This is a genomic window from Chelativorans salis, from assembly GCF_025336525.1.
Classification (GTDB): domain Bacteria; phylum Pseudomonadota; class Alphaproteobacteria; order Rhizobiales; family Rhizobiaceae; genus Chelativorans; species Chelativorans salis.
Genome location: NZ_JAOCZP010000002.1, coordinates 145,861 through 172,267, shown reverse-complemented (window position 1 = coordinate 172,267; position 26,407 = coordinate 145,861). Strand labels below are relative to the sequence as shown.

The following is a 26,407-nucleotide window of genomic DNA, read 5'->3' as shown; positions in this document are numbered from 1 at the left end:
CTCGGGCACGGCCGCCGGCGGGTCTCGTCCCGCTGGCGGCCGCATCCGGTCTATTTCTTGATGACGCCCTGCTCGACCAGCATGTCCATCTGGTCGAACAGCGTCTGGCTCGTCTCTTCGGCCCACTGCGTGACCTCGTCAGTGCCGAGCCAGTCGGGAGTGACACCGACGCTGGCAACCCAGGTCTGGAACTCGTCGCTTTCAAGCGCCTCCTTGTAGGCCTGTTCGATGGCGCTGATCGCCTCGTCGGGCGTACCGGCCGGCGCCGCCAGCACGATGAAGCTACCGATGCGCAGGTCAAGGCCCGCTTCCTTGGCGGTGGGTACTGTGTTGAAGGTCGGGTTTGTGGTCTCGGAAAATTCAAGGATGCCGCGCACGTCGCCGCTTTCCAGAAGCGGTGCAAAATCGCCAAGGCTGGTCGCCACCACGTCAACCTCGTCGTTGAGGATCGCCTCCTTCTGCGGCGCGGCGCCGCCGGGATAGGCGACGATCTTGAACTCGGTACCGGTTTCGTCCTGCAACTGCAGGATCGCCAGATGCAGGCGCGAACCGATGTTCTGGATACCGATCTTCACCTTGCCGGGATTTTTCTTCGCATCGGCGATGAGATCATCAATGGTTTCGTAAGGCGTATCGGAGCCGACGATGATGGCGTCCGGCTCACTTGTCACGCGGGCGATTAGCTTGAGCTTGTCCATGTCATAGCTGGGCAGCAGGCCCTGCCACGGCACGGTCACCACGCTGTCATAGGTAAGCGCGCCGATCGTATAGCCGTCGGGACGTGCATTCATGACTTGGGAAATACCGGTGGCACTGATGCCGCCCTCTATGTTCTCGACATACATTGAAGCGCCGATGTTCTTCTCTGCGATCGAGGTCAGCTTGCGCACGATGCCGTCGGTGCCGCCGCCCGCGCCCCATGGCACGATGACGCGGATATCCTTTTCCGGATAATCGGCCAGCGCCGCCGAGGAAACAAAAACGCCCATGGCGCCGGCGGTCAGCAGTGTCAGAAACTTCCTGTACATCTCTCTCTCCCTGAATTGCAGCTCGCAACAAGTACACGCGCCGCAGCCACGCGAACGCGCCTTTCAGGTCGGCGGCCCGCAGTGGATGCGCAGACCACTCCCCTCCTCTCCGCCTGGAGCCGAACGCTTCGGCGGCATGCGACGGTGCCCGGCAAACGGGCCGTCCGATATGATAAGATGACAAGTCATATGATGACTTATGAAGGCCGTCAAGATGACTCGTTGCCGAAGGATGTTTTCAGACGCTGGATCGACATCTGATTGCGCCTGAGCGCGCCGAGAGGTAGACGGATCCCCCGCGCTGCAAGAAAATCTCTTCACGCTCTTCGCGATCCAAGTCTCTTCCTTGGCGTACACGCTCCTCGCCCACATGCGAGCAAATCCTTGCGGCCTCGAGGCCGGCCAAACCCCCTGTCGGATTTCCAGTCACGCCAGCGGGGCCAAGTGATACGATGGCACCGATCAGTTATATGATAAGTCAGAACCTTGCATGCTTCTTTAAGTCCCGAAAAATGGCACCGGTTTCAGGATTCGGTTTTCCTGCTTGACGAGATAGCCGGCCTCCGCGCTCAGCTCGAGATAGCGCTTCCAGGCCGGGTCGGCCTGAAGGGCGGCACGCTTTGCATCGCGATCAGCGGCGTTCTCATAGACCCATATATGGACATAACTGTTGACATCGCCGGTCTCGACCGCGGCATAGACAATCGGCCTGCCCAGATGCTTTGACTGGATTTCCCAGCCATTGGCCTCGTAGAGCGCCAGGTGCTTCCTGATCGTTCCGGGGCGGCAGGTGTAGATACGGTGGTCAAGTATCATGCTTCGGTCTCTTGAGTTGATGGATGGGATGACGTGAAGAAGATGCAAAAGTTGCGGCAAAGATGCGCCGCGCTGTAGATGAACATTATGAAGCTCGCGAGCGGTATGGATGCGTAGAGAAATGCCACGGGAATGTTCAGGATCGGCGTGACGGCGCGGCTGCGCAGCGTCAGATCGAGCCCGGTCCAGACCATCAACCCGAAAAAGGCGAGCGACAGAAGGCCGAGCAGCACCCGCAGAACGTCGCGCCGCGTCCCCTCCCCCAAAGCTGTTTCCAGCCAATCGACACGGAAATGTTCCTTTTCGCGCCAGAGTGCGGCGGCACCTATGAAGACCATCCAGGCGAACAACACCTCAACGACTTCATCGAACCAGGGAAGCGACCATAGGACGAACGTCCGCGAGACAACGTTGACGAAAAGCACGGCGAAAAGGGCTGCCAGGCAAAAGCTCGCAACGGCGCGCAGGGCCAGGCCGACCCCATGATCGATCGCTGTTAAAGCGCTTCTCATCTCACGGCCCCATCAACAATGTCGGCAGCCAGACGGAGGCCGCCGGCAGCCAGGCGACGATGACGAGGACCGCGACGAGACCGATGAAATAGGGCAGCAGCGCGCGGCTCAGCCGCCCAACTGTCAGACCGCTGATACTGGAAACAGCGAACAGCACCATGCCGACCGGCGGCGTCAGTAGACCGAACATGGAACACATGATCATGACAACGCCGAATTGGACCGGGTCGATGCCATATTGCTGCACGACCGGCAGAAACAGCGGCACGCACAGCACAATGACGGCGATGCCCTCGAGGAACATGCCCAGCACCAGCAGGATCAAGACGACGATACCCATGATGACGGCGGGGCTGTCCGACAAACCGAGCATCGCCGAAATAAGCTGGTTTGGGATGCGCTGGTGGATCAATAGCCAGCCAAAGAAGCCGGCGGCGGCGATAACGAACATTACCCGCACCGTGTGCACGAGCGTATCCCAGAGCACGGCGGGCAGGTGTGCCCAGGTGATCTCGCGATAGACGAACATGGAGATCGCCAGCGCGTAGGCGGAGGCGACCACACCGGCTTCCGTCGGCGTGAAGATACCGCCGAAAATGCCGCCGATGATAATGACCGGCGTGAACAGCGACAGCGCGGAATCGGCAAAGCTGACAGCGATTTCGCGCAGCGAGGCGCGCGGCTCGCGCGGCATGCGCGTGAGAACAGAGACCAGATAGACCGACACCATCAGGGCGCCGGCCATCAGCAGCCCAGGAACGACGCCGGCCAGAAAGAGCTTCGTGACGGAGACACCTGTGATCGATGAATAGAGCACGAAAGGAATGGACGGCGGGAAGACGGGGCCTATGGTCGAGGAGGCGGCGGTGATGGCAGCGGAAAACTCCGGATCGTAGCCGCGATCGGTCATAGCCTTGAACTCAACCTGACCAAGGCCGGCAGCATCGGCCACCGCGGCCCCCGACATGCCAGAAAAAATCAGGCTTGCCAGCACGTTCACTTGGCCGAGACCGCCGCGGATATGCCCGACGCAGGCATTGGCGAAGCGGAAGATGCGGCGGGTGATGCCGCCCGTGTTCATCAGGTTCCCGGCCAGGATGAAGAAGGGAATGGCAAGCAGCGTGAAGGCGGTGGTGGCCGAAAACATGCGCTGTGGCAGCATCGACAGAACGGCGAAGTCGCCAGAGACGATGTAGAATCCCGCGGCCACCACGCCGAGGGCGACCGCGACCGGCACGCCGAGGAAGATGAGCGCGAGCAGACAAAGGAGGATGACGAGGGCGAGCATGAAGCGGGTCCCGTTTGCCGGGAGGAAGGCGTCCTTCCTCCCGGCCCGTTGTTATTTCTGGAGGAAACCGAGGAAGGTTTTCATGTTCTCCTCGCCCGCATATTCGGCCACACGCTCATGCGCGGGGCCCATAAGTGCCGCAAATGCTGAAAGATCAGGCCGCGTCACCTTCATACCCGACGCCTCGAGCGCAGCGATCTCCTCCTCTTCCTGCTCTTGCACCAGCTTGCGCATCAGCGCGCCGGCGGTAGTGCTTTCCTCGCGGATGATGGCTTGTTGTTCCGGGGTCAACCTGTCCCATGACGACTTGGAAATCACATGCACCATGCTGTTGTAGACATGGCGGGTTAGCGCCAGGTGATCCTGGAGTTTGTTGAGCTTGAAGTGATAGATCACGCCGATCGGATTTTCCTGGCCGTCGACCACGCCTTGGTTGAGCGCGTTGGGCAGCTCGGGAAAGGCGATCTGCGCCGTGCTCGCGCCGAGTCCCTCAACGGCAGCGACGATCTGCAACTCCGGCGGCGTGCGCAGTTTCAGCCCCTTCACGTCGTCGGGCGTATTGATGGGGCGGACGCCGTTGGTGATGTTGCGGAAACCGTATTCCCAGTGGCTGAGCATGACGAGCCCGTCCTCCTCCAGCCTGGGCGCTGCCCATTCCGTAAACGGGCCATCGAGCACCTGATGGGCGTGCTCATAGTCGCGAAACGCGAATGGCGTCATCACGGTTGCGAAGGCCTTTTCGTATTTGTCGAGCCCGCCATGGGTCGGCAGGTTCATATCAACGACGCCCAGAACGGTCTGTTCGAGCTGTTCGGGCGGCGAGCCAAGCTCATTGGCGGGGTAGAGCTCGACCTCGACCGCGCCATCCGTGCGCTCGGCGACGCGTTCGGCAAACTGTTTCGCGGCAATGTGGCCCGGATGGGTCTCGGCCGCGAAGTGCGCCAGCTTGAGCGTCACGTCGGCGGCATGCGCCGCCAGCGGTGACATCATAGATATGGCGGCAATCGCAGCCACGGCAGTCCGTCTTCCAAGCATGGTTTTCCTCCCTGTTATGCTTGTCGGGTCAGGTTCTTGGATCGGGCAGTTTCGCCTCGACCCCCGTCAGTTGCTCATAGGCCTTGATCACCGCCGTGCAGCTTTCGCCGGCGTGTCCCATGATCGAGGCGAGCGCGTAGGTCTGATGGACCGATTCCGCCATGAAACCGGGCAGCCCCGCCTCCTCCAGCCAATGCGCGTAGTAGCGGATGTCCTTCTGGGCGTTGGCGAGTGACATGTGGGGCGTGAAATCGCGCCTGAGTGTCATCTCGCCGTAGAGATCCATCATGCCCGACTTGCCGCCGGCGGCGGAGATGATCGAAATCACCTTGCTCATGTCGAGCCCCTCCCGCGCGGCGAGCGCAAACCCTTCGCACCAGGAGGCGACGTTGGCGAAGGCGATGTAGTTGTGGATCAGCTTGAGGCGGATGGCGTGGCCGGCCGGACCGACATGGAAGATGTTTTCGGCGTAGCAGTCGAAGACCGGCCGTAGCCGCTCCAGAAGCTCGGCCTCGCCGCCGAACAGGACATTGACCTCGCCGCGATCGGCATGGGCCGGCGTGCGTGTCATCGGCGCCTCGGCATAGGCGAGCCCGCGTGCTGCGCATTCGCTGCGCATCAGGTCCACATGCTGCGGCGACACCGTGGTGTGATCCAGGAAGATCGCCCCCTTGCGCATCGCGTCGAGAACGCCGCCGGGCCTCAGCGCCATGTCGCGCACGGCTTCCGCCGTGGTGATGCAGACGGCGAAGACATCCGCCTCGCTGGCCATCGCCACCGGATCATCGCCGGCTCGCGCACCCTGCTCGACGGCGCGCGCGACGACGCTTGCGTCGAGATCATGCACCGTAACGGCTATGCCGTGCTTGAGCAGATTCTTGACGAGACCGCGGCCCATTCCCCCAAGACCGACAAACCCCACATGCGGCGAAGCAGGCTCCGGCATCGTTCCTCCCTATGGCTTGCAATGCGATTTCGCGGCCAGAAAAACATAAAACAGATTGTCAGACAACTGTTTTATCGCTATCCCCTAGGACGAGTGATTGTCCGGTGGCCGGAGACCGGGTACCAGGACAGCACAAAGAGCCGGACGCGAACCAGGCAGAAAGAGGTCCCGTGCAGCATCCAGAGCTATTTCCGAAGATCGACCGCCCGCGCCGACTGCCTGACGAGATCGCCAAGAACATCTCCTCAGCGATCGAGGCGGGCCAATTGAAGCCGGGGGACAGGCTGCCGACCGAGCAATCCCTCTCGGACCAATTCGGCGTCGCACGTACGGTGGTGCGGGAGGCGATCTCGCTTTTGAAATATGACGGCGTCATTCAGGCCCGCCAGGGCGTCGGTGCCTTCGTCACCGAGGCCCGGCAGCGCAGCGCCTTTCGCATCAGCCCCGCCTGCTTCGAAAAGCGCAAGCAGCTCGTGCAGTTGCTGCAACTGCGGACAGGTGTGCAAGCGGACGCCTCCGCCCTTGCCGCCACGGCACGCACCGCCGCCCAGCTCACCGGCATCCAGAGCTTTCTGCAGGAGATGGTTTCGGCCATCACCCAGGGCGACGACGCCGTCGAGCGGCGTGTCGACGCTGAATTCGCCTTCTACCGCGCCATCACCGAGGCTTCCGGCAACGACTACTATGTCGAGTTCATCGGCATGATCGAGGCAAAGATTTTCGAGAATCTGCGTTCCGTGGCGGTCAAGAACGCCAGGGCGACGGAGTGGGGAACGGCTGTGCTGGCCGAGCATCAAGCCGTCTTCGAGGCTATCCGAATCCGCGATACCGAAGCCGCCAGGAAAACCACCCGTGACCATTTCGAACGCGCGGCGCAACGGCTTGCCGACCGCGCCGATATTGCAGACGTGTGAGACCATGCTGAAACAGACTGAGGCCCGCCACGGCCTGCGTCACGGCGGCAAAATTTTAGTCGATCAGTTGAAGATACAGGGCGTGGAGCGTGTCTATTCCGTTCCTGGCGAAAGTTTCCTGGCCGCGCTCGACGGCCTCTACGAGAGTGACATAGACACCATCGTCTGCCGGCAGGAAGGCGGCGCTGCAATGATGGCCGAGGCCCACGGCAAGCTGACCGGACAGCCGGGCATCGCCTTCGTGACGCGCGGTCCCGGTGCCACCAATGCATCGGCCGGCGTCCACGTCGCCTATCAGGATTCGACGCCGATGATCCTCTTCATCGGCCAGGTGGCGCGCCACCAGCGTGACCGCGAGGCCTTTCAGGAAGTGGACTACCGGCAGATGTTCGGGCCGCTCGCCAAGTGGGTGGCGGAGATCGAACTCACCGAGCGCATCCCCGAATATATCAGCCACGCCTTTCATGTGGCGATGTCCGGTCGGCCGGGGCCCGTGGTGCTTGCTCTGCCAGAGGACATGCTGTCGGCGCACGCCGAGGTAGCTGATGCGCCGAAGGCCGCAGTTCCCCGCATGGAGGTCTCTCCGGAAGCGATCGACGAGATTCTCGTCGCCCTGAAGAATGCATCGCGCCCGCTCGCTATTGTCGGTGGCGGCGGCTGGTCGGCTGAAGCTGCGCACGATCTTGCCTGCTTCGCCGAAGCCTATGACCTGCCCGTCGGCGCCTCCTTCCGCTGCCAGGACTATTTGGACAACCGACGTCCTTGCTATGTCGGAGACATCGGCATCGGCATCAATCCGAAGCTGGCCCAGAGGGTGCGGGAGGCGGATCTGCTGCTGGTGCTGGGCGCACGGCTCGGCGAGATGACGACGAGCGGCTATTCGCTGGTGGACATCCCGCAGCCTGCGCAGGGTCTTATCCATGTCTATCCCGACCCTGACGAGCTCGGCCGCGTCTACCACCCGAGCCTCGGCATCGCCGCCCGGCCGCCCGCGCTTTTGAGGAAGCTTGCCGCCGCAACCTTCTCCGCTCCTCCCGCCTGGGCCAGATGGCGCCGCGAAGCCCGCGCTGACTACGAAGCATGGCACAAGACGGCCGAAACACCTGGTGCCCTGAAGATGGAAAACGTGATCCGGTATCTTTCCGAGACCCTGCCGGACGATGCCATCCTCACCAACGGCGCCGGCAATTATTCAGCCTGGCTGCATCGCTATTTCTCCTACAAGAGGTGGCGGACCCAGCTTGCCCCGACCTCGGGCTCGATGGGTTACGGCCTACCGGCGGCCGTCGCCGCCAAGCTCACCCACCCCGAGCGGGACGTCGTCTGTCTCGCCGGTGATGGCTGCTTCCAGATGTCGATGCAGGAGTTCGGCACCGCCTGCCAGTACGGCGCCGACATTATCGTTCTGGTCTCCAACAACGGCATGTATGGTACGATCAGGATGCATCAGGAGCGGCACTATCCTGGGCGCGTTTCGGGGACGACAATTGTCAACCCAGACTTTGCGGCACTCGCACAATCCTATGGCGCCTACGGCGAAACGGTATCGCGCGACGAGGACTTTCCCGCCGCCTTCTCTCGCGCCAAGGCGTCCGGGCGACCAGCTATCCTGGAGCTCCAGATCGACCCAAAAGCGCTGTCGCCAAGGCTGGTTCTGTAGGGAAGATTGCGCCGGCGCTCCCCGCCGGCGCAGCGGATTGTGACGCTTTAACAAAAAGTTGCCGCGGCGGCATGATTCAAACCTCGAAGTTGCTCGTGATCAACATGAACGCGCGTCGGCAAACGAATTTGGTCGGAGCGCAGGACTGGTGGTAGCGCCCTTCCGCTACATGACGTCATCGTACCCGCGCCAGAAGCGTCGCGGTCCAGAAGCCGATGCAGAGGATCATCGCGCCAATACCCACCGCAATCAGCACGGTGTCATACCCACCGCTGAGCGACCATAGCAAAGCGGCTGCCAGGGGCGCGACCGCCTGCATGAGGTTCATCGGCGCAACCAGAACGCCATTGATCGAACCGTAGGCTTCTCTGCTCACCATCTCCGGCACCGCCAAGCCGCGCACGATCGTGATCATGCCGTTCGCCGCACCGTAGAATGCAGCAATCGCCGCGATGACAATCACCTGCGGCGGCGCCCAGGCAAAACCGACAACGGCGAGCGGAAAGATAATGACGATCATAGAGCCGATCGATCGGACTGGCGCATGGGGCGCGAAGACCCAGATAAGGATGCGGCCCGCCACCTGTGCCGGCCCGATCACGGCCATGACGGCGACCACGCCGGTAGCATCGAGGCCGCGTTCAAGAAGCAGTGGGTAGAGGTGGAATGTTAGGGTCGAAAACGCTGCGGCGTAGGAGACGAAAGACAACATCAGCGCCCAGAACACCGGACGGCGGATGGCCCACACCACCGCCTTGCGCCTGGCGAGCGGCAGCGCCTCGTGCGGTTGGCGGGGAGGAAGTGAATGATCCTTGGCCGGATCGATCGCAAGAAAGTAGAGGCCACCACAGATGACGATGTTGATGGCGCCGAGCGCCATCAACGCACCGCGCCAACCATAGGCGTCGATCAGAAACTGAACGAGAGGGATGAAGACCGTGGAGGCGAAACCGCCCCACAGCGTCAGGGCGGTTATACCCCGCCTGGCCAGGCCTGCCCCGACGCGCCGCGTGATGACGGCAAAGGCGGGTTCATATAGCGTCGCGGCCTGAAGGCAGCCGATCCCTGCCAGGATGAAGTAGAAGGCCACAATGCTGGAGACCTGCGACCAGGCGAAAAGCAGGAAGCCGGCGGCAACTGCGGCGAGGCTCATCACATAACGCCCTCGCCCGCGGTCGATCGCCGCCCCTACCGGATAGGCCGCCATACCTGCGAGCGCCATGCCGAGTGTCGCTGCGCCGTAGATCTGCGGCTTTGACCAGCCGAGGTCGAAGCGCATGGCTTCGGCTATCAACGGAAAGCTGTAATAGAGCGAACCCCAGGAGCATATCTGGGCAACACCCAGGGCTGTTATCAGCCAGCCGGTCCCTGCATGGCGTCTTTCGGGTTCGTCTTCGATGACATTCGTCGTCACTGGGCGCTCCGGCAGCAGTTGGCCTGCCCACATGTTGGCTAATGAAAGTCGATCAGGATGCTGTTTCTCTTATCGTTGGAGGGCAGCTTCCATCGGCGCAGCACTCGTTCGCCAGGTAGCCGATGAGTGCCTGCATGCTGGGATAATTGGCACGGCAGATCAACGTCGTCGCGTGCCGCTCCTGGGTCACCAGGCCAGTCTCACACAGGCGCTTGCAATGGTGCGACAGCGTTGACGCCGGGATCCTAAGCTGTTCCTGCACCCCTCCCACGGACATTCCCTCCGCACCGGCGCGCACCAGGATGCGGTAGATCTTCAGCCGGGTCGGGTTACCCAACGCTTCGAGCTGTGCCGCAGCTTGTTCGTGTTTCATGGAACAAACCTATGTGAGCGTGTCAGACTGGTCAATCGAACTTCGACGGGCATCGAATTACTCCATTGGACTGGTCGCCGCTCACTGCGAGCGCTGATTCACCCGCTTCGCCACCTCCTCCGCACTCTCTACCCGCTCGGAGTAGCGATCCGTCAGATAAGCGGCGCGGTCGCGCAGGAGCAGCGTGAATTTCATCAACTCCTCCATCACGTCGACGATACGGTTGTAGTAGGAAGACGGCTTCATTCGCCCACCTTCATCGAACTCCGCAAAGGCCTTTGCAACGGATGACTGGTTGGGAATGGTGAACATGCGCATCCAGCGGCCGAGGACGCGAAGCTGGTTGACGGCGTTGAAGCTCTGCGAGCCGCCACAGACCTGCATGACGGCGAGCGTGCGCCCTTGAGTGGGCCGGATGCCGCCCATGGACAGCGGTAGCCAGTCTATCTGCGCCTTCATGATACCAGTCATGGACCCGTGGCGCTCTGGTGAGCACCAGACATGCCCTTCCGACCAGAGTGAAAGCTCACGCAATTCCTTCACCTTCGGATGATCGGCCGATGTGGAGTCGGGTAGCGGCAGACCGGAAGGATTAAAGATGCGCACTTCCGCCCCCAGTCGGCGAAGAATCCGCGCCGCCTCCTCTGTCGCAAGCCGCGAATAGGAGCGTTCGCGCAGAGAACCGTAGAGCATGAGAATTCGGGGAGGATGGGCGGAACGTGGGGCACCGAACAATGCTGTGGGATCGACCTGATGGAACTGCTCTTCGAGGATGTTGGGAAAGGTGTCCATCGGGCGGGCGGAATCGGTCATTCTGTTCTCCTGAGCGCGGAACCCCACGCGCCACTACTCATATTTCGATTTTATCCGAAATATGGATAGTAGCTCAGAAAGGTGCGGTCAAGGATATTTCTAACAAAACCGAAATTTAGCGGACGCGACGGCCTTCCGTATCGATGACGACCTCGCCATCATCCTTCGTGAAGGGACCGATGTCGGGATTGGGCAGAATATCCAAGACGGTCTCCGAGGGGCGGCACAACTTTGCACCAAGGGGCGTGACGACGACCGGCCGGTTGATCAGGATCGGATGCGCCATCATGAAATCGATCAGTTCCTCGTCGGTCCATTTCGGATCGTCGAGCCCGAGTTCATCATAGGGCGTGCCCTTCTTGCGCAAAAGTTCGCGCGGCGTGATGCCTATCGCCGCGATCAACTCCCGGAGTCTCTCCCGCGATGGCGGGTTCTTCAGGTATTCGATCACCTCGGGCTCCTCGCCGGACTGACGGATCATCGCCAGAGTATTACGCGAGGTGCCGCAGTCAGGATTGTGGTAGATGGTAGTGGTCAACGGTGCCTCCTGCCAATTTTCCGGTATGCATTGTCCGCCCTTCCCTCCTTCCCGGACGGCGCCCGGCATTCACACGTGACAGCATTGAGATGGGCGGCCAAGGGGAAACCCCCTTTTTTCACTTGTGCGGTGCAATAGCGCTCGCGACCATACACGACAAAGTTCCGTACCTAAGACATATGGCGTCCACTGGAACATCCGACGGTTGCGGACGGTCGCCCGCGAGGGGGTCCTCCGATATAAGTTGTCAATTGACAACTTATATCGTGTCCGGCACACTCAGCGCTTGCGGAGGATGTACTTAGAACTGGCCGATCGGGAGGGATGGATGCACAAAAGCCCCCTCAGCTTAGCAGCAGTTGTTTTTCTTGTAGCTCCCCACGCCCTGGCTGCGGAGCATACGGTCACGATGGCGGGAAGTACTTATGAGCCCGCCAGGATCAACGCGGCGGTTGGCGACACGATCCGCTTCGTCAACGACGACACCGCCACGCACGACGTGTTCGTGCCAACGGCCGGATACGCGCTCGATCTGGGTGCTCAGGAGCCGGGCGAAGAGATCGTTCTTACCCTTCGCAAGGCCGGTGCATTCGAAGTGGAATGCGTGTTCCATTCCCATATGCTGACGGTCGTGGAGGTGGAGTGATGCGCGGCTTTGTTTTTGGACTGATCACCGCATCGGCGCTTGTTCTTGCCGCCGACAAATCCTCCTCCGGTCCGGACGAGGTTTCCTTGCCCGAGAATTACCAGGACGAATTTCTGAACTATCTGGATGTCGACCATCTCGATCGAAAGCGGGTGCGCAAAATGTACGTGAACCGGGAAGCGCATGCCGCCGCCGTGGCGGGTGAAGACCTTCCCGACGGCACGCTCCTGATCATGGAAGATCACGACGCGACAACGGATGCGGACGGAAATCTTGTTTGGGGTGATGATGGCCGCCTGATCGCGCTTGACGCCATTACCAATATCTTTGTGATGGAAAAGAATGCGGCTTGGACAACTGCAAATGGCCATTGGGACTACGCGTGGTACCTGCCGGACGGAAGCCCCAGGCCGGATGCAAGCTTCGACGGATGCTTTTCCTGCCACGCGAATCGCGCGGACCGCGACTTTACCTTCACCTATTGGAAGTTCGTCTCCGATCGGAAGAGATAGCTTCGGCGGGTTCTTCCGGCAGCGGCGCAAGGAGCGTGACCTTGAGGCTCTCTTCCCCGGCTTCGTGCAAGCGACGGATCGCCGGCAGGGCACCTTCGACAAAGGTCCTTACATAGAGGCTGACAACGTCATCCAGATTGCTCGGCATCGGCATTCCGTAGATATGACGGCGAATACCGAGAAAAACCATTGAAGCGTGAAGCATCATGACCAGTTCACGCTCGCCGCGCATCGCCGGCTGCTCTTCGAGGCCTGGTAGCGAAGCGGCTTTCCGCAAGGCAGCAATTGCAGGAAGAAACAGCCGCCCGGTGAGAGTGTTTCCCCGCCTGGTCGGCCACGAATGCCCGTCCAGGCCGGCGCGAATGAACAGGCGCATTCGCGGTTCGCTCGAGCCGGCAACAAATCGTTTGTAGAACCGATGGAGTGACTGCTCGAGCGGCACGCCCGCGTCAAGCCAGGGCGATTGGTCCATTGATCCGCCAAAAGCGGCTTCGAGCGTCTTCTCGATTAGATCGTTCTTCGACTTGAAATACTTGTAGAGCAGCGCTTGCGTGACGCCGAGGCTTGACGCCAGATTCCGCGTCGAAGCGGAAAATCCGTGTTGGGCGAAATAGTCTGCGGCTTGCCGCAATATCTCGGCGCGGCGTTCTTCCTCCGGGAGTCGGCGGCGCCCTGCTGGTCTGGCCTCCGGCGGACCTGCTTTCTTCATCCTTGTTCGCTTTCCTTGGCGTATGCCGGTTCGACAGAATACCACATGACCCTACCGGTACTTCCAAAGCGCGACGGACAGAAACATTATCAGGCGGCGCAGTGCCGGCACGCCGTCAGCCATCAGGGCGTTGTGGAACTCGGCAGCCGCGGTGATCCGTGACCAGTCAGCTTCCAGCATGTGATCGTGCAGGGCGGCCGCCTTGAAATACCGCTTATCATGCGGGTCGGTAAGCCAGCGGAGCGGTGCCGGCACCGATACGTCGAAGATATAGCCCGCCGGCACAGTATAGGCTGGCCCGTCCTCCACGCCGATATGCCAGATAAGCGGGTCGGTAAGCGTGTAACGGATGCCGTCCACGTGGTGGACGGTGCCGGTGAACTCCGTATAGGCGCTCATTGCCAGTGCCCCCTCGCCGGTCCGGCTTACCGTAGTGCGGAAGGCGCGAGCTTGTCACGCCGATCTCTCGCAACAACTCATCAGCGCTTGGCATTAGTTATGCAGTTTCGATGAGGCGCGGTCTTTTGGATTTCAAATCCTTTCCCGAGCGTGATCCGTTTCGTTACGGCTGCCAGCCGCCGCTGCCATAGGGGCGCGTAATGATTTCCAGGAGATGGCCGTTCAGGTCCTCGAAATACAGCCCCCGCCCGCCGTCGTGGGTGTTGATTTCTCCATCCTTTTGTTGGGCAGGATCGGCCCAATACGGCAAGCCCTTTGCGCGAATGCGGCTGAGAATCTCGTCGAACTCCACTTCATTGACGAGGAACGCATAGTGCTGCGCGGAAATTTCTCCCGCCTTCTCCGCAAAGTCCACATTGACGCCGTTGTTGGTCTTAACGACATCGAACGGTCCGAACTTGCTTGGCGCGGGAAGCCCCAGCATCTCGGCAAGAAAGGCCGCGGATGCGGAGCGATCCCTCGACCAGACGATGGTATGATTGAAATCGACCGCCATCGGCATCACTCATTTTTTGCGGGCATGAACCGTCGTCCGACTCGTTCCTCGAACGGTCCTACACCTCGAGGAGTTCCACCCATTGAGCTTCTGGGGATCACTGCTCAGGCCATCTGCGGCCCAAGCCGGTATTCCAAGCGCGCCACCCGGTGACAGGCGTGCGGAAATTAGGTCGCGGTAGTGTCGACGATCTCAAAATCGTGGGTGATCGTCGCCGTCTTTGCAAGCATCGCAGACGCCGAACAATATTTTTCGACCGACAGCCCAATGGCACGTTCAACCTTGTTCGTCGCCAGGCCACGGCCTTTGACCACGAAATGCATATGAATGCTGGTAAACACCTTCGGGTCCTGTTCTGCACGCTCTGCATCCATCTCCACGACGCAGTCCTCGACCGCCTCGCGGCCCTTTTCGAGGATGTGCACGACATCGAAGGCCGAGCAGCCTCCCGTCCCGATCAGTACCATCTCCATCGGGCTCGGCCCCGGGGTTCGCCCCTCCGGCCCAAAAGCCGTCCCAAGCACGACTTTGTGCCCGCTCCCCGACTCGCCGATGAAGGTCCTGTCCTCGACCCATTTGATGCGTGCTTTCATGAGATTCGCCTCTATCGTCACAATGCATCCATCATAGCCCGGAGGACCCCGTCATCCGCAACACATCGCCGCATACGCTGATCGCCTGGCCCAAAATACTCGAGCCCAAGGGCGGGGCGAGGTAGGCGGCCATGGAGGCGGGCTTCAGCCGCCGGAGTAGAGCGACTTGTAGCTTTCGCGCAGCACGTTTTTTTGCACCTTGCCCATCGTGTTGCGCGGCAGATCATCGATGAAGATCACGCGCTTGGGCTGCTTGTAGCGCGCGAGCCGCTCCTTGAGGCCCTTAAGCACCGTGTCCTCGTTGACCTCAGCATCCGGCTTGCGCACGACGATCGCCGTGACGCCCTCGCCGAAATCCGGATGCGGCACGCCGATGACCGCACTTTCGACGACGCCTGGAAGCTGGTCGATCTCCGTTTCGACCTCCTTGGGATAGATGTTGTACCCGCCGGAAATCACGAGGTCCTTGCCGCGCCCGACGATGTGGACATACCCCTTCGCATCGATCTTCCCGAGGTCACCTGTGATGAAGAACCCGTCGGGGCGGAATTCGGCCTCCGTCTTTTCCGGCATCTGCCAATAGCCCTTGAAGACGTTGGGGCCCCTCACCTCGATCATGCCCGTCTCATCGATACCGAGCGGGCCGCCCGTTTCAGGGTCTGTGATGCGCAATGAAACGCCAGGCAGAGGAAAGCCAACAGTGCCGGCAATGCGCTCGCCGTCATAGGGGTTGGACGTGTTCATGTTGGTTTCGGTCATGCCGTAGCGCTCGAGGATCGCATGGCCAGTCATCTCACGGAAGCGCGTATACGTCTCGGCAAGCAGCGGTGCCGAACCGGAAACGAAGAGGCGCATGCCAGCGGCCACCTCGTGGTTGAGACCCTCGTGCTGCACGAGCCGCACATAGAAGGTCGGCACCCCCATCATCGCGGTCGCCTTCGGCATCAGCCGCAACACCTCGTCAGCGTCGAATTTCGGCAGGAAGTACATCGACGCGCCGGACAAAAGGACCACGTTGGAAGCGACGAACAGTCCGTGTGTGTGGAAGATCGGCAGGGCATGGATCAGCCGGTCGGCTGCGGTGAAATGCCAGTAGTCCCGCAGCGCCAGGGCGTTGGAGAGCAGATTGTCATGTGTCAGCATCGCTCCCTTCGAACGGCCGGTCGTGCCGGAGGTGTAGAGGATGGCGGCCAAATCCTCCGGCCCGCGCACTGCATTCTTGAAATCGGGCTCCATCTCCCGCGCAAGCTGCGGCAGGCTGCCACCGCCCCTGTCGTCGAGCGTTTCGACGTGTGCCCCATGTTTCGCTGCGATTGCGCGAACGCCTTCGGCCGCATCGGGCGTCGACACAACCAGCCGCGGTTCGGCGTCCCCGATGAAATAATCAAGCTCGGCTATCGTGTAGGCGGTGTTGAGCGGCAGGTAGACGGCGCCTGCGCGCAGGCAGGCGAGATAGAGCATCAGGGCCTCAGGGCTCTTTTCCACCTGCACGGCGACACGGTCGCCCGGTTTTACCGACAATCTTTCCAGCGTGGCTGCGAGCCGGCTGGAAGTCGCGAGCATCTCGTCATATGTCCACACCCGCCCATCGAGCGTCTCGATGAAGGTGGCGCCCGGCCTTGCAGCCTCACCGATGGCGTCGAACATATGGTTGCTCATCAAGAAAGCTCCTTGCTGTCTTTTGTTCTTATAGGTTCGCCTACCGGGCCTTCACCCTCCGGTACGCCGGTTACCGGCACAGAGCTTCGCAGGGTGCGGCCTGCCGGCGCCAGCCGGCGGATCGGCTGCGCCGCCACCACCTCGCCGCGCGCAGCGAAGGCCTCGTGGTTGGCTTCGATGTCCTCGAGCTTATAAAGATAGTTGACCATCAGACCGTGCGCCTGGCGCATGGCTCGCGGGGAGCGGTCGGCGAGAAAGTTGATCTTCTCGAGCCGTGCGCCGTTGCCGAGATGAAAGCGGGCAACCGGATCGACGACCTTGCCCTTGGCTGTTCGCGCCCGCAGGAAATAGCGGGCGGCAAGCGCCGTCATGACCGGCCTCAGATGCGCGGCGACATCCTGCTTGTCGGCCCATTCGGGATCATCCAGCGCCTCCAACCGCTCGCGCTCCTCGGCATTCAGTATGCCGGAAGCTTCCGCCCGGCGCTCGCGCGACAGCCAATCGGCGAAGCCCGGCACGGGGGAAAGAGTGACGAAGGTGTTCAATTTCGGCAGCTCGCGGCGCAAATCCTCGACCACCTGCTTGATCAGGAAGTTTCCGAACGAGACCCCGCGCAGTCCCGCCTGACAATTGGAGATGGAATAGAAGACGGCTGTCGTCGCGTCTTGAGCGGGCAGTGGCGCCCGGTCCTCCTGCAGAACGTCGGCGATGTTTGCCGGCACCTCCCTCGTCAGCGCGACCTCCACAAAGATCAGCGGTTCATCGACGAGCTGCGGGTGAAAGAAGGCAAAGCAGCGCCGGTCCTCCGGCTTGAGCCGCCGGCGCAATTCGTCCCAGCCGTCGATGTGATGCACCGCCTCGTAGCGGATCACCTTTTCCAGGATATCGGCCGGCGTCGACCAGCTTATCGGCAGCAGCATCAGGAAGCCGCGATTGAACCAGGATGTGAAAAGATGCGCGAAATCGGCATCGACGGCCGCAAGCTCCGGCTCCTCTGCCTTGAGGTTCAAAAGCGTCTCACGCATGCGCACCAGGATGGAAATGCCCTTCGGCGCCAGATTGAGGCGGCGGATCAGCTCCTGCCGGCGCGGCTCCGCCGCCGTGTGCAACCCCAAGAGTGCCCTCGGCGTCGGGTCGGCGCGGTAGGCGTCGATTGCTCCCTCCAGCCGCTCCGCATCCGGCCCGAAGCGCAGAAGCAGCATCATCATGAAATCGCGCCGTTGTGCCTGGTCGAAATGTTCCCAGCGATCCAGAATATCCTTTGCGAGCGCCATGCCGGACGCCTCGCCCCGGCTTGAAAGCAGCGTCTCGCAGGCCGCTTCCACGGCTCCCATGCCTGTGCGTGCAGCGCCATCGCGCGGACTAAGGGACAGCACCCGGCGCCCGCGATCGGTGATGGCCTGGAGCATATCGCTGAAAAAGGTCGCACCGTTCATTGGATAACACCCATCATCTGGTTGGGCAGCCAGGTGGCGATACTAGGAAAGATGCACAGGATGATGATGGCCAGGAACATGACCAACACATAGGGAAGCGCACCCCACAGGATATCCCTGGTGGGCACGTCGGGTGCGATCGCGTTGATGACAAACAGGTTGAGGCCGATGGGCGGGGTGATCAGCCCTACTTCCATATTGATCGTCAGCACGATCGCGAACCAGTAGGGGTCGAAGCCCGCCTGGGTGATGATCGGAAACAGCATAGGCGCCGTCATGACGATGACGGCCACCGGCGGCAGAAACATCCCTGCCACCAGAAGGAAGAGATTGATGATCCCCATCAGAACCCAACGATTGACCTCCATGTCGGCGATGGCCGCCGCAACCGTTTGGGTGATGAAGAGCGAGGACAGGGCGAAGGCAAACAGCTCCGCCGCCGCCATGATCATCATGATCATGACGCTCTCTCGCATGGCGGAACCGAAAATGCCGGCGATGGGGCGGAAGCGGAACAGCCGGTAAGCGATGACGACGACGAGAAGCGTCAGCATTGCCCCCACGCCCGCCGCCTCGGACGGCGTCGCGATCCCGCCATAGAGCACATAGAGCGTGCCGGCGATGATCAGCAGGAATGGCAGGACACGCGGCAGCCCGGCCAGCCTTTCGCGCATCGTGAAACGCAAGGCGCGGGTATTGAACTCATATCCCTTCCGCTTGCAGTCGACGATCGCCCAGATCATGAACATGAAGGTCAGCATGATCCCCGGAAACACGCCGGCCATGAACAGTCGTCCGATCGAAGTCTCTGTGGCGATGCCGTAGACGATCAGCGTCACCGAAGGCGGGATGAGGATGCCGAGCGTGCCGCCTGCGGCGATGGAGCCTGTTGCGACCGAGGTCGGATAGCCACGCCGCAGCATCTCGGGGATGCCCATCTTGCCGATTGCCGCGCAGGTGGCAGGCGACGAACCTGTCATGCCCGAGAAGATGCCGCAGGCGCCGATATTGGAAAGGACCAGCCCGCCAGGCACGCGGTTCAGCCAGCGGTCGAGCGATGTGTAGAGGTCTGCGCCTGCCGGCGAGGATGCAACCGCAGCGCCCATGAGGACGAACATCGGGATCGCCACATAGGCTAGATTGGCGATGCCTGAAAACATCGTATCGCCAAGGACGTAAAAGATACCGACACCGCTCTCCAGAAACAGGGCGAGGAAGGCGGCAAGCCCAAGCGCGAAGGCAATCGGCATGCCAGTGCCCAGAAGCACGAACAGGGCGGCGATGATGGTCAGGCCAGCGAAAGTCGGGCTCATCGGACGTCCCCTCTCATGGCAGGTCTGTGCTTGCAGGAGTTTCCGGATCTATTCCCGCGGGGGTGATAGGCTCCTCCACAAGACCGGAAAGTTGCGCTGCAATTTCCGCGACATATTGCAGGCAGAGCATGGCAAAGCTCAGCGGCAAGGCCGATAGCGGTATCCAGAGCGGCGGCCCCCAGACACTCGAATGACGCCAATTGCCGGCCCAGGCGTCGTGGAACTGTATCCAGGTCGCCGCCAGCATGACGGCGCAGAAGGAAAGGCCGAGCAGGCTCGCAACAAGACGCAGCCGCCGGCGAACGCCCTCGCTGACCATCAGTTCGACAACGTCGACGCCGACATGACCGCCTCTAAGCAGCACGTATGGCGCGCCGAGAAACATCGCTCCGGTCGCCGCGAAGACAACGAAGTCGTTTTGCCAGATCGTCGGCAGCCGAAAGACGTACCGCATCAGGATCATCTGGCAGACGACCACCATGGCCGAGATCATCAGCCCTGTCGCCAGCACTGCAAATGCGCGCGACATCTGGCCGACGACCCGGATATAGACCTGCACCATTCTCGAATACCTTGTCGTGGGAAGAAGCCGGTCGGCGGCGCACCTCCCGCATGCCGCCGACCTCTACCGACCCTATTCCACTGCCAAGGCCTTCTCGATCAGCTTGTCACCACCCGGCACTTTTTCGGCGAAGTTCTTGTAGGCGGAATCCTTGGCTACCTCGAGCCAGGCGTCGTAATCCGCCTTCGACATTTCGACCACTTCGACACCGGCATTCTCGTAGGTCTCGACCATCAACTCATCACCGCTTCTGATCTCTTCGTTGAAAAAAGCCTCGGCCTTCTCGCCGGCATCCAGGATAGCCTGCTGCTGCTCCGGCGTCAGCTTGTCGAACACGCTCTTGGACATCAGCACCGGCTCGTACATGAACCACAAGGCGTTCTCGCCGGGCGCCGTCAGGCACTTCACCTGCTCGAACAACCGGTAGGAGACGAAACTCGCCGAAGACGTGTTGGTGGCGTCGAGGACGTTCGTCTGCATGCCTGTGTAGATTTCCGACGACGGCATCGAGGTGATCGACGCACCGGCAGCCGCAAGCATTTCCTCGAACGCCGGGCCCGCCGCACGGATCACCTGCCCCTTCACGGTGTCCGGTGAAGTGATGCAATTCTTTTTGGATGCGAAAGCGCCCGACAGCCACGCATCCGAAATCACCATGGCGCCCGCATCCTCAATGACCTGCTTAATGTCCTGCATGAACTCGGAATCATTCAGGCGCATGGCGCGGTCGAAATTGCCGACAAGGCCAGGCATCAGCGTCGCAGAAAACTCCGGGTGACGGCCCGATGCGTAGTCGAGCGGAAAGGAGGTCAGGTCGAGCAGTCCGCGGGTGACGGCGTTCCACTGGTCATTCGGCTTATAGAGGGACGCGCCGGGAAAGACCTGTATCTCGATACCCACATCGGCGGCTGCAACCTCGCGCGCGATCAGCTGCACCATCTCGTCCCGTATGTCGCCCTTTCCACCCGGAAACTGGTGCGACGCCTTCAAAACTGTTTGCGCTCCGGCGGCACTGGCGGCAATACAGCCAACAGCGACACAGGTCGCCAATTTCAGCATGCTTAAGAGTTTCTGCATTTTGTCCTCCCTGGTATTGCGGCCCTCCCGCCGCATGAGCATTGCAGCTTGCCGATCTTGTGCTCAGAGTCAAATTCTTTGTATACAAGAGCGATTATTTTGTATTTGATCTGGCTCTCGCATTCGAGGAACAGCATGGCTGAAAGCACATTCCACAAGCTGCGCGACGAGATCGAAAACGGCATCGTCACCGGGATTTTCGAACCTGGAGAACGCCTCGATGAGGCACAGCTTGCCGCCCGTTTCGGCGTGTCACGCACGCCGATTCGAGAAGCGCTGATGCAGCTTAGCGCCATCGGGCTGGTCGAGATCCGGCCGAGGCGTGGCGCGGTCGTCGTCGATCCCGGGCCGAACCGCATATTTGAAATGTTCGAGGTGATGGCCGAACTCGAAAGCATGGCGGGGGCATTTGCAGCGCGCCGCCATACCGAAGAGGATAAGACCGCCATCCTGGAGAGCCACGCGCGCTGCGAACGCTCGGCGGCTAGCGAGGACACCGATTCCTATTACTACAACAACGAGGTATTCCACTACGCAATCTACGAGGCCAGTCACAGCGGCTTCCTCGCCGAGCAGTGTGTAGCCATGCACCGACGCCTGCGCCCCTACCGGCGCCTGCAACTACGGGTGCGCAACCGCATGAAGGTCTCCTTCAGCGAGCATGCGGCCATCGTCGAAGCGATCCTTGCCGGCGACGCCGAGGCGGCGCGGTCCCGCCTGCGCGACCATGTCGCCGTGCAGGGCGACCGCTTCAGCGATCTGGTCTCGAACCTCAGCAAGCGCGAGTCGACAGGCGCCGGCGGTCAGCGCCGATGAAGCGCCGCGGGTATGCCGGCATGGCTATCGCCGCGGCTCGGTCTGTTCGTTAGTCGCAGCGACTTCAATCACTGCCTTCGACCTCGCCGGAGATTCCCCGCCGCCAGTACGCAGCCACGAGGCAATCCCGGCGCGGCAGGCCCCGCTCCTTGCGCAAATAAGCGCGGATCTCGCGGGCGGCGGCGTGCTCGCAGCCCGTCCAGACGAAGACCAAAGTGTTGTCGCCAAGGAAAGGAAGCGCCCTGACCGCATCGGCAAGCAGCGTCGTCGTGCCGGCCGGCCTGCCCTCGCGCGAGAGCCAGCGCAGGTCGAGATCCGCTTTCGTCGGAAGTTCCTGACGCTCGGCGTCGTCGGCAACTTCAATCAAGGCGACGACTTGCTTGCCGGCAGGCATTTCCTCCAGCATGCGGCCGATCGCCGGCAGCGCGGTCTCGTCCCCGGCAAGGAGATACCAGTCGGCCTCGCCCAACTCACCCCCACCTGGGCCGGTCATGCCGACTACGTCGCCACATCTGGCTTCAAGCGCGAAGCTCGCGCCGGGCGTTTCGACGCCTTCGTGAAGCACGAAATCGATGTCGATCTCGCCCGCAGCCACGTCGATGCGTCGGATCGTGTAGACGCGAGCAACCGGCCGAGGTCCCTCCGGCCAAGCCTGGCGGCCGTCGGCACCCATCACTGGCCAGACCGGCCTCACGCCCTCTTCCGGCGCAAGCAGCAGCCGCACATGCATGCCGTCGTGGCTGAAGCGCTGCAGATCGTCGCCAACAAGGGTCAGACGTCGCATGCGCGGAGTCAGCTGCGCGGCACGCAGAACGCGCATCTCGCGAAAATAGGGCAACGGCGCACCCGGTGCGATGCCGCCCTGCCAGTCGATCTCAGGCGCCTTGCCGGGCGTGAACTCGCAGACATGCTCGACCACGCCCCATTGCAGATAGGCCAGCGAGGTTGCATCGGCAGCGGAGACTCGAAACTGCATTGCACCGTCATCCGCGACCGCATCAACCGTCCCGATGTCGAACTCGACGCTCCACCGATCGTCGGAGCCGGAAACGGTGCCATGCTCGATAAAATGGTCGCGCAGCTTCGCCATGACGTCCAGCGGTGAAGCCGATGCAATGGTGGTTTCGGCGTGGAGCGGGAGGCTTCTGCTCATTTGTTCTCCCCAACCGGCATGAACGTAGCGGGACGAGCGGTTTCCGGCGTGGCGCCTTCAGTTGTCGTGGACCGTCCGGTGACGATCATGATCGCCGGCACGATAGCGACGGCGATTAAGCCGGCAGCGGCAAAGAAGATGCTGTAGCCGAGATGCTGCGCGGCATAACCGGCCACCACGCCGCCGGCCATTGAGACCAGCGCATCCATTGACTGGAACAGAGTGAAATCGATGCCGCCCTGGCGCGGGTCCGACCAGTGCATGAACTGGGCATAAAGTGCGACGAACCCGAGTGCCATGATGCCGGAGGAGCTTGCCACCGCCACGACAACGAGCACCGAAGCCGGGGTATCCGGGAAGAGATCGTGGGTTGCGAAGAAGAAGAGCGCGCCCGCCTGCAGCACCAGAGCAATCACAAGCATGGTGCGCGCGCCGAGCCTTCTTACCAACGCACCTCCTGCAAGCGCCGCCGCGAGTCCGATGAACATGCTACCGACGCCGTTGAGGATGCCTAGCGTCGCAAGGTCCAACCCCGCGTCGATAAGGAACGGACCGAGCATCACCATGGCCGTCTTCTGCGCAAGCACGTAGAGAGCCGCGGCCAGCAGCCCACGGCGGATCTCGGACCGGCGCAAAGCCGATGCGAGCGAGGGGACATGCGAGCGGGTCTCCGTCGCGGCAAGACCGCGCGAGCGCAGCAGGAAAGGCAGTCCGAGAAGCACGAGAAGCGCGGCCATGCTCCAAGTGGCGAGGCCCCACCCATAGGTGGCGACAAGGACGAGAAATAATCCCCCGCCAATGGCGGACCCCAGATAGGCGCCACCTACCTGGGCTGCATTGCCCCACCCATGGTGCTTTCGGGCAAGGCTTTCCACGGCGTAACCGTCACAGGCGATGTCGACGGTCGCGGCAGCCAGGGCAACCAATGTAAGACAAGCGAGGACGGGGCCAATCGTACTGGGGCCCATCAGGCCTATAGCGGCCAGCCCCGCGATGCAGATGCCGCCGCCTATCATCACGATCACAGCAGACCGGTTGCGACCGGTGGAGGGCAGTCTGAACCGTTCCACCATCGGTGCCCACAGGAACTTCAGTGCCCATGGCAGCGCGATGAGCGAAAGCAATCCGACGCTGTCGAGAGGCAACCCGCTGTCGCGCAGCACTGCCGGCAAGCCGGCCCAGGTGATGCCGCCGATGACGCTCTGCGCGACATAGAGGCCGCCCACCGCCAGGACGACGGCGGCAGGCGACGGCGAAGTGGAGGAGTTTGCGGCCATCCGCTCAGAACCTGTAGCGCAGGCTGCCGAAGACCGAGCGGCCTTCGTCCCAGTAGCAGTTGCCGGCCGTGCAGATCGGCTTGCGCTCGTCGAACAGGTTCTTGGCGTTGACCTGCAGCATCAGTCCTTCGAGCTTCGGATTTCTCGCGCCGAAATCGTAGGACAGCGCCGCATCGACGAAGATGCGATCGTCGTTCTCGAACGAATTGAGATCATCGCCATAGCTCTCACCGACATAGCGGATGCCGGCGCCCAGACCGAGGCCCGCCAGTTCATCGCTTTGGAATTTGTAGTTGCCCCAGAGCGAGAAGATATGGTTGGGTGTGGAGGACAGCTCGTTGCCTTCCGTGCCCGGGGCGCCCTTCTCGATCTTCATGCGCATGTAAGTGTAGGAGGCAATGAGCTCCAAGCCGTTGTCGAAGGATGCTGCGGCCTCAAGTTCCAGGCCGCGCGAGTTCAGGTCGAGCTGGCGCTGCCGCTGGTTGCCGGCATCGTCGAAGGTGCCATCGTAGACGACGCCGTCCTTCTGGTCGATGTTGAAAACGGCTGCGCTGAGAACGGCGTTGGAGTCCGGGATTTCGTATTTGACGCCAATCTCCACCTGCTCGCCCTTGGTCGGCCGCGCGACCCGTCTCTCATTGGTCACGCCGTCATAGACGAAGCCGAGATTGGGTGAGAACGAGGTCGAGTAGTTTGCGTAGGGAACGATGCCCCACTCCGTCCGGTAAGAAAGGCCGACGCGGCCGGAAAATGCCTTGTCGGTCTGGTCGATCTCCGTGAACTGGTGATCGACGCTTTGGGTATCCACCCAGTCGTAGCGCCCGCTGGTGAAGAGGGTAAAGTCGTTCCACTGCATCTGGTCGTGCAGGTAGACGCCGACCTGATGCATCGTCTGACTGCCCGAGAAGGACAGCGGCATCGTGGCGACGTCATCAACGGAGGAGTAGGACGTCCCGTTGTAGGCTTCGTAGTCCGACCAACCGTAGTCGGCGCCGGCAACGGCCACGTGACTGACCGGACCAGTGTCGAATTCGAACTGCGCCATGTTGTCCACGACGAAGTTCCTCATGTCCTCCTTGTAATGGCCCCAATAGCGGGCAAGCACGTCGGGCTCGTCCGGGTCGGCTGCGTAGTGGCCGCTATACTCCAAATCGGCATCGACGCCGCTGAAACGCAGGTTCTGGCGAACCGTGAGCACATCGTTGAAGCGGTGCTCGAACTCGTAGCCGATGCGGCCCTGCTTTCCCGTGAAGTCGTTCCATGCCGGATCGCCGCTATAGATATTCGAAACTTCACCGTAAGCGGGGTTGTAGAAGAATGCAGTGCCTCCAGTGACCGCGCGGGAGATTTCGCCAAGCACTGTCAGCTTCGTGTCCTCGTCCGGCTTCCAAGTCATGGCGGGAGCCAGATACAGCTTATCGTCGGGATAGCCGGGGAGCTCAGTCTCGGATAGTCGCCCGAGACCGGTCAGGCGGTAAAGGAGCGTGCCTTCATTGTTAACGGGCCCGGAGAAGTCGAATGCCACTTGGGAGCGTTCATGCGTGCCGCCAAGCAGCTCGATTTCGCGGAACCGTTCGTCCTTCGGCCGCTTCGTCACCAGGTTCACAATGCCGCCCGGGCCACTGACGCCGTAAAGGGAAGAGGCTGGCCCCTTGAGCACCGTGAGGCCCTCGATGCCGTGGGGTTCCGTCTTGAACCAGGCGGAGGGGCCGTTGTACTGGCGCAGGCCGTCGCGGAACAGTCCATTGTAATGGGCCGGGAAACCGCGGAGATAGAAAGCGTCATAGCGGCTGTCGAAGCCGTAGCTGTTCGGATTGGCGCTTGCCGTGTAGCCGAGGGTCTCGTTGAGCGTGCGCGGTTTCTGGTCCTCGATCTGGTCCTGCGTCACCACCGAGATCGCCTGCGGGATCTCAGCGATCGGCGTATCCACCTTGGTGCCGATGCGGTCCTGCTTTGCGACATAGCCGTCCTGGACCAGGATGTCGTCGCTCTCGGCCTCCACCTCCAGACGTTCAAGCTGCGTCGGCGCCTCCTGCGCGACTGCCTGCAACACGGGCCAGGACGGCGAACTGGCCGCGAGCAGAGCAAGGTTGAAAGGACGGAAGAACGAATGGACAGGCACAGCACGCCCCCTGCGATCAAAGCAACTGATTCTTTTTCTCTGGGTTGCTTCGCCTACGGCGGCTGCCTGGCAGGGACCGTTATAAAAGATGATATTTGATGTCAACTTAACCCTGGGGAGATCGGCAGCCGGTCGGGAAGGGACTAGGCCGATGGAGGGGTGGCGGATACATCACCTTGACCGCGCCACTACACATCCGTCGAATGGGCGCGAAGGGGATCGCGCTATTGTGGGAGACGC

Annotated in this window: 27 protein-coding genes and 1 pseudogene; 5 read left to right on the top strand and 23 right to left on the bottom strand. The window is 61.6% G+C overall.

The features are described 5' to 3' along the window. Positions 1–50 precede the first annotated feature (50 nt). The 6 genes from N5A92_RS06650 to N5A92_RS06625 form a co-directional block, all read right to left on the bottom strand. Entirely contained in the window at positions 51–1,028 is a 978-nt protein-coding gene (locus N5A92_RS06650) for a Bug family tripartite tricarboxylate transporter substrate binding protein (RefSeq protein ID WP_260901213.1), read from the bottom strand. Positions 1,029–1,526: 498 nt separating this feature from the next. Continuing rightward, positions 1,527–1,844 carry an NIPSNAP family protein gene (locus N5A92_RS06645; protein WP_260901212.1) on the bottom strand — a complete coding sequence of 106 codons (318 nt, stop codon included), beginning with the start codon at positions 1,842–1,844 and terminating at the stop codon, positions 1,527–1,529. Then, complete coding sequence (locus tag N5A92_RS06640) at positions 1,841–2,356, bottom strand: TRAP transporter small permease (RefSeq protein WP_260901211.1); 516 nt, start codon at positions 2,354–2,356, stop codon at positions 1,841–1,843. Before N5A92_RS06640 ends, N5A92_RS06645 begins: the two co-directional genes overlap by 4 nt. A gap of 1 nt (position 2,357) precedes the next feature. After that, complete coding sequence (locus tag N5A92_RS06635) at positions 2,358–3,644, bottom strand: TRAP transporter large permease (protein ID WP_260901209.1); 1,287 nt, start codon at positions 3,642–3,644, stop codon at positions 2,358–2,360. 51 nt (positions 3,645–3,695) lie between these two features. Beyond that, on the bottom strand, positions 3,696–4,679 hold the full coding sequence (locus N5A92_RS06630) for a TRAP transporter substrate-binding protein (RefSeq protein ID WP_260901208.1): 984 nt from the start codon (positions 4,677–4,679) through the stop codon (positions 3,696–3,698). 28 nt (positions 4,680–4,707) lie between these two features. Continuing rightward, complete coding sequence (locus N5A92_RS06625) at positions 4,708–5,625, bottom strand: NAD(P)-dependent oxidoreductase (RefSeq protein WP_260901207.1); 918 nt, start codon at positions 5,623–5,625, stop codon at positions 4,708–4,710. A gap of 170 nt (positions 5,626–5,795) precedes the next feature. Between N5A92_RS06625 and N5A92_RS06620 the strand changes: the two genes are divergently transcribed. After that, positions 5,796–6,539: a FadR/GntR family transcriptional regulator gene (locus N5A92_RS06620; protein ID WP_260901206.1), complete on the top strand. Its 744-nt coding sequence runs from the start codon at positions 5,796–5,798 to the stop codon at positions 6,537–6,539. 4 nt (positions 6,540–6,543) lie between these two features. Further along, on the top strand, positions 6,544–8,199 hold the full coding sequence (locus N5A92_RS06615) for a thiamine pyrophosphate-binding protein (RefSeq protein WP_260902289.1): 1,656 nt from the start codon (positions 6,544–6,546) through the stop codon (positions 8,197–8,199). 175 nt (positions 8,200–8,374) lie between these two features. On the opposite strand, the gene N5A92_RS06610 is transcribed toward N5A92_RS06615, so the two are convergent. From N5A92_RS06610 to arsC, 4 genes are all read right to left on the bottom strand, one after another. After that, positions 8,375–9,613 carry an MFS transporter gene (locus N5A92_RS06610; RefSeq protein WP_260901205.1) on the bottom strand — a complete coding sequence of 413 codons (1,239 nt, stop codon included), beginning with the start codon at positions 9,611–9,613 and terminating at the stop codon, positions 8,375–8,377. A gap of 52 nt (positions 9,614–9,665) precedes the next feature. After that, the gene (locus N5A92_RS06605; RefSeq protein ID WP_260901203.1) at positions 9,666–9,986 is read right to left on the bottom strand and encodes an ArsR/SmtB family transcription factor; all 321 of its coding nucleotides are present in this window, start codon (positions 9,984–9,986) and stop codon (positions 9,666–9,668) included. A gap of 81 nt (positions 9,987–10,067) precedes the next feature. Beyond that, positions 10,068–10,799: an arsenical resistance protein ArsH gene (arsH, locus tag N5A92_RS06600; RefSeq protein WP_260901202.1), complete on the bottom strand. Its 732-nt coding sequence runs from the start codon at positions 10,797–10,799 to the stop codon at positions 10,068–10,070. Positions 10,800–10,914: 115 nt separating this feature from the next. Further along, the gene (gene arsC, locus N5A92_RS06595) at positions 10,915–11,337 is read right to left on the bottom strand and encodes an arsenate reductase (glutaredoxin) (RefSeq protein ID WP_260901200.1); all 423 of its coding nucleotides are present in this window, start codon (positions 11,335–11,337) and stop codon (positions 10,915–10,917) included. A gap of 295 nt (positions 11,338–11,632) precedes the next feature. On the opposite strand from arsC, the gene N5A92_RS06590 reads away from it, so the two are divergent. Next, the gene (locus N5A92_RS06590; RefSeq protein WP_313958390.1) at positions 11,633–11,983 is read left to right on the top strand and encodes a cupredoxin domain-containing protein; all 351 of its coding nucleotides are present in this window, start codon (positions 11,633–11,635) and stop codon (positions 11,981–11,983) included. After that, a complete protein-coding gene (locus N5A92_RS06585; RefSeq protein WP_260901195.1) occupies positions 11,983–12,495 on the top strand; it encodes a cytochrome P460 family protein in 513 nt (170 codons plus the stop codon). Before N5A92_RS06590 ends, N5A92_RS06585 begins: the two co-directional genes overlap by 1 nt. On the opposite strand, the gene N5A92_RS06580 is transcribed toward N5A92_RS06585, so the two are convergent. The 10 genes and pseudogenes from N5A92_RS06580 to N5A92_RS06540 form a co-directional block, all read right to left on the bottom strand. After that, on the bottom strand, positions 12,458–12,937 hold the full coding sequence (locus tag N5A92_RS06580; RefSeq protein ID WP_260901194.1) for a hypothetical protein: 480 nt from the start codon (positions 12,935–12,937) through the stop codon (positions 12,458–12,460). The two genes, N5A92_RS06585 and N5A92_RS06580, sit on opposite strands and share 38 nt — an antisense overlap. Positions 12,938–13,009: 72 nt before the next feature. Further along, positions 13,010–13,204: pseudogene (locus N5A92_RS27440) on the bottom strand (helix-turn-helix domain-containing protein); the annotation flags it as partial. Positions 13,205–13,255: 51 nt separating this feature from the next. Next, the gene (locus N5A92_RS06575; protein ID WP_260901193.1) at positions 13,256–13,603 is read right to left on the bottom strand and encodes a DUF1353 domain-containing protein; all 348 of its coding nucleotides are present in this window, start codon (positions 13,601–13,603) and stop codon (positions 13,256–13,258) included. 163 nt (positions 13,604–13,766) lie between these two features. Beyond that, complete coding sequence (locus N5A92_RS06570; protein ID WP_260901192.1) at positions 13,767–14,159, bottom strand: VOC family protein; 393 nt, start codon at positions 14,157–14,159, stop codon at positions 13,767–13,769. A 167-nt stretch (positions 14,160–14,326) separates the two neighbouring features. Beyond that, positions 14,327–14,752 carry an OsmC family protein gene (locus tag N5A92_RS06565; RefSeq protein WP_260901191.1) on the bottom strand — a complete coding sequence of 142 codons (426 nt, stop codon included), beginning with the start codon at positions 14,750–14,752 and terminating at the stop codon, positions 14,327–14,329. 144 nt (positions 14,753–14,896) lie between these two features. Next, positions 14,897–16,411, bottom strand: a complete 1,515-nt coding sequence (locus N5A92_RS06560; protein WP_260901190.1) for a malonate--CoA ligase — start codon at positions 16,409–16,411, stop codon at positions 14,897–14,899. Further along, positions 16,411–17,847, bottom strand: coding sequence for a malonyl-CoA decarboxylase (locus N5A92_RS06555; RefSeq protein WP_260901189.1), 1,437 nt, complete (start codon positions 17,845–17,847; stop codon positions 16,411–16,413). Before N5A92_RS06555 ends, N5A92_RS06560 begins: the two co-directional genes overlap by 1 nt. Next, complete coding sequence (locus tag N5A92_RS06550; protein WP_260901187.1) at positions 17,844–19,160, bottom strand: TRAP transporter large permease; 1,317 nt, start codon at positions 19,158–19,160, stop codon at positions 17,844–17,846. Before N5A92_RS06550 ends, N5A92_RS06555 begins: the two co-directional genes overlap by 4 nt. Before the next feature lie 13 nt (positions 19,161–19,173). Then, positions 19,174–19,722 (bottom strand): TRAP transporter small permease subunit, encoded by a 549-nt coding sequence (locus N5A92_RS06545; protein ID WP_260901186.1) that lies wholly within the window; start codon positions 19,720–19,722, stop codon positions 19,174–19,176. A 72-nt stretch (positions 19,723–19,794) separates the two neighbouring features. Next, positions 19,795–20,799: a TRAP transporter substrate-binding protein gene (locus tag N5A92_RS06540; RefSeq protein ID WP_260901183.1), complete on the bottom strand. Its 1,005-nt coding sequence runs from the start codon at positions 20,797–20,799 to the stop codon at positions 19,795–19,797. A gap of 135 nt (positions 20,800–20,934) precedes the next feature. Here N5A92_RS06540 and N5A92_RS06535 point away from each other — a divergent pair, with 135 nt between their 5' ends. Continuing rightward, entirely contained in the window at positions 20,935–21,615 is a 681-nt protein-coding gene (locus tag N5A92_RS06535) for a GntR family transcriptional regulator (RefSeq protein WP_260901182.1), read from the top strand. Positions 21,616–21,679: 64 nt separating this feature from the next. Here N5A92_RS06535 and N5A92_RS06530 read toward each other — a convergent pair whose 3' ends face one another. The 3 genes from N5A92_RS06530 to N5A92_RS06520 are packed head-to-tail and all read right to left on the bottom strand — an operon-like array spanning position 21,680 to position 26,167. Then, a complete protein-coding gene (locus tag N5A92_RS06530) occupies positions 21,680–22,768 on the bottom strand; it encodes a siderophore-interacting protein (RefSeq protein ID WP_260901181.1) in 1,089 nt (362 codons plus the stop codon). Then, positions 22,765–24,045: an MFS transporter gene (locus tag N5A92_RS06525; protein WP_260901180.1), complete on the bottom strand. Its 1,281-nt coding sequence runs from the start codon at positions 24,043–24,045 to the stop codon at positions 22,765–22,767. Before N5A92_RS06525 ends, N5A92_RS06530 begins: the two co-directional genes overlap by 4 nt. Before the next feature lie 4 nt (positions 24,046–24,049). Further along, a complete protein-coding gene (locus N5A92_RS06520; protein WP_260901179.1) occupies positions 24,050–26,167 on the bottom strand; it encodes a TonB-dependent siderophore receptor in 2,118 nt (705 codons plus the stop codon). Positions 26,168–26,407 lie beyond the last annotated feature (240 nt).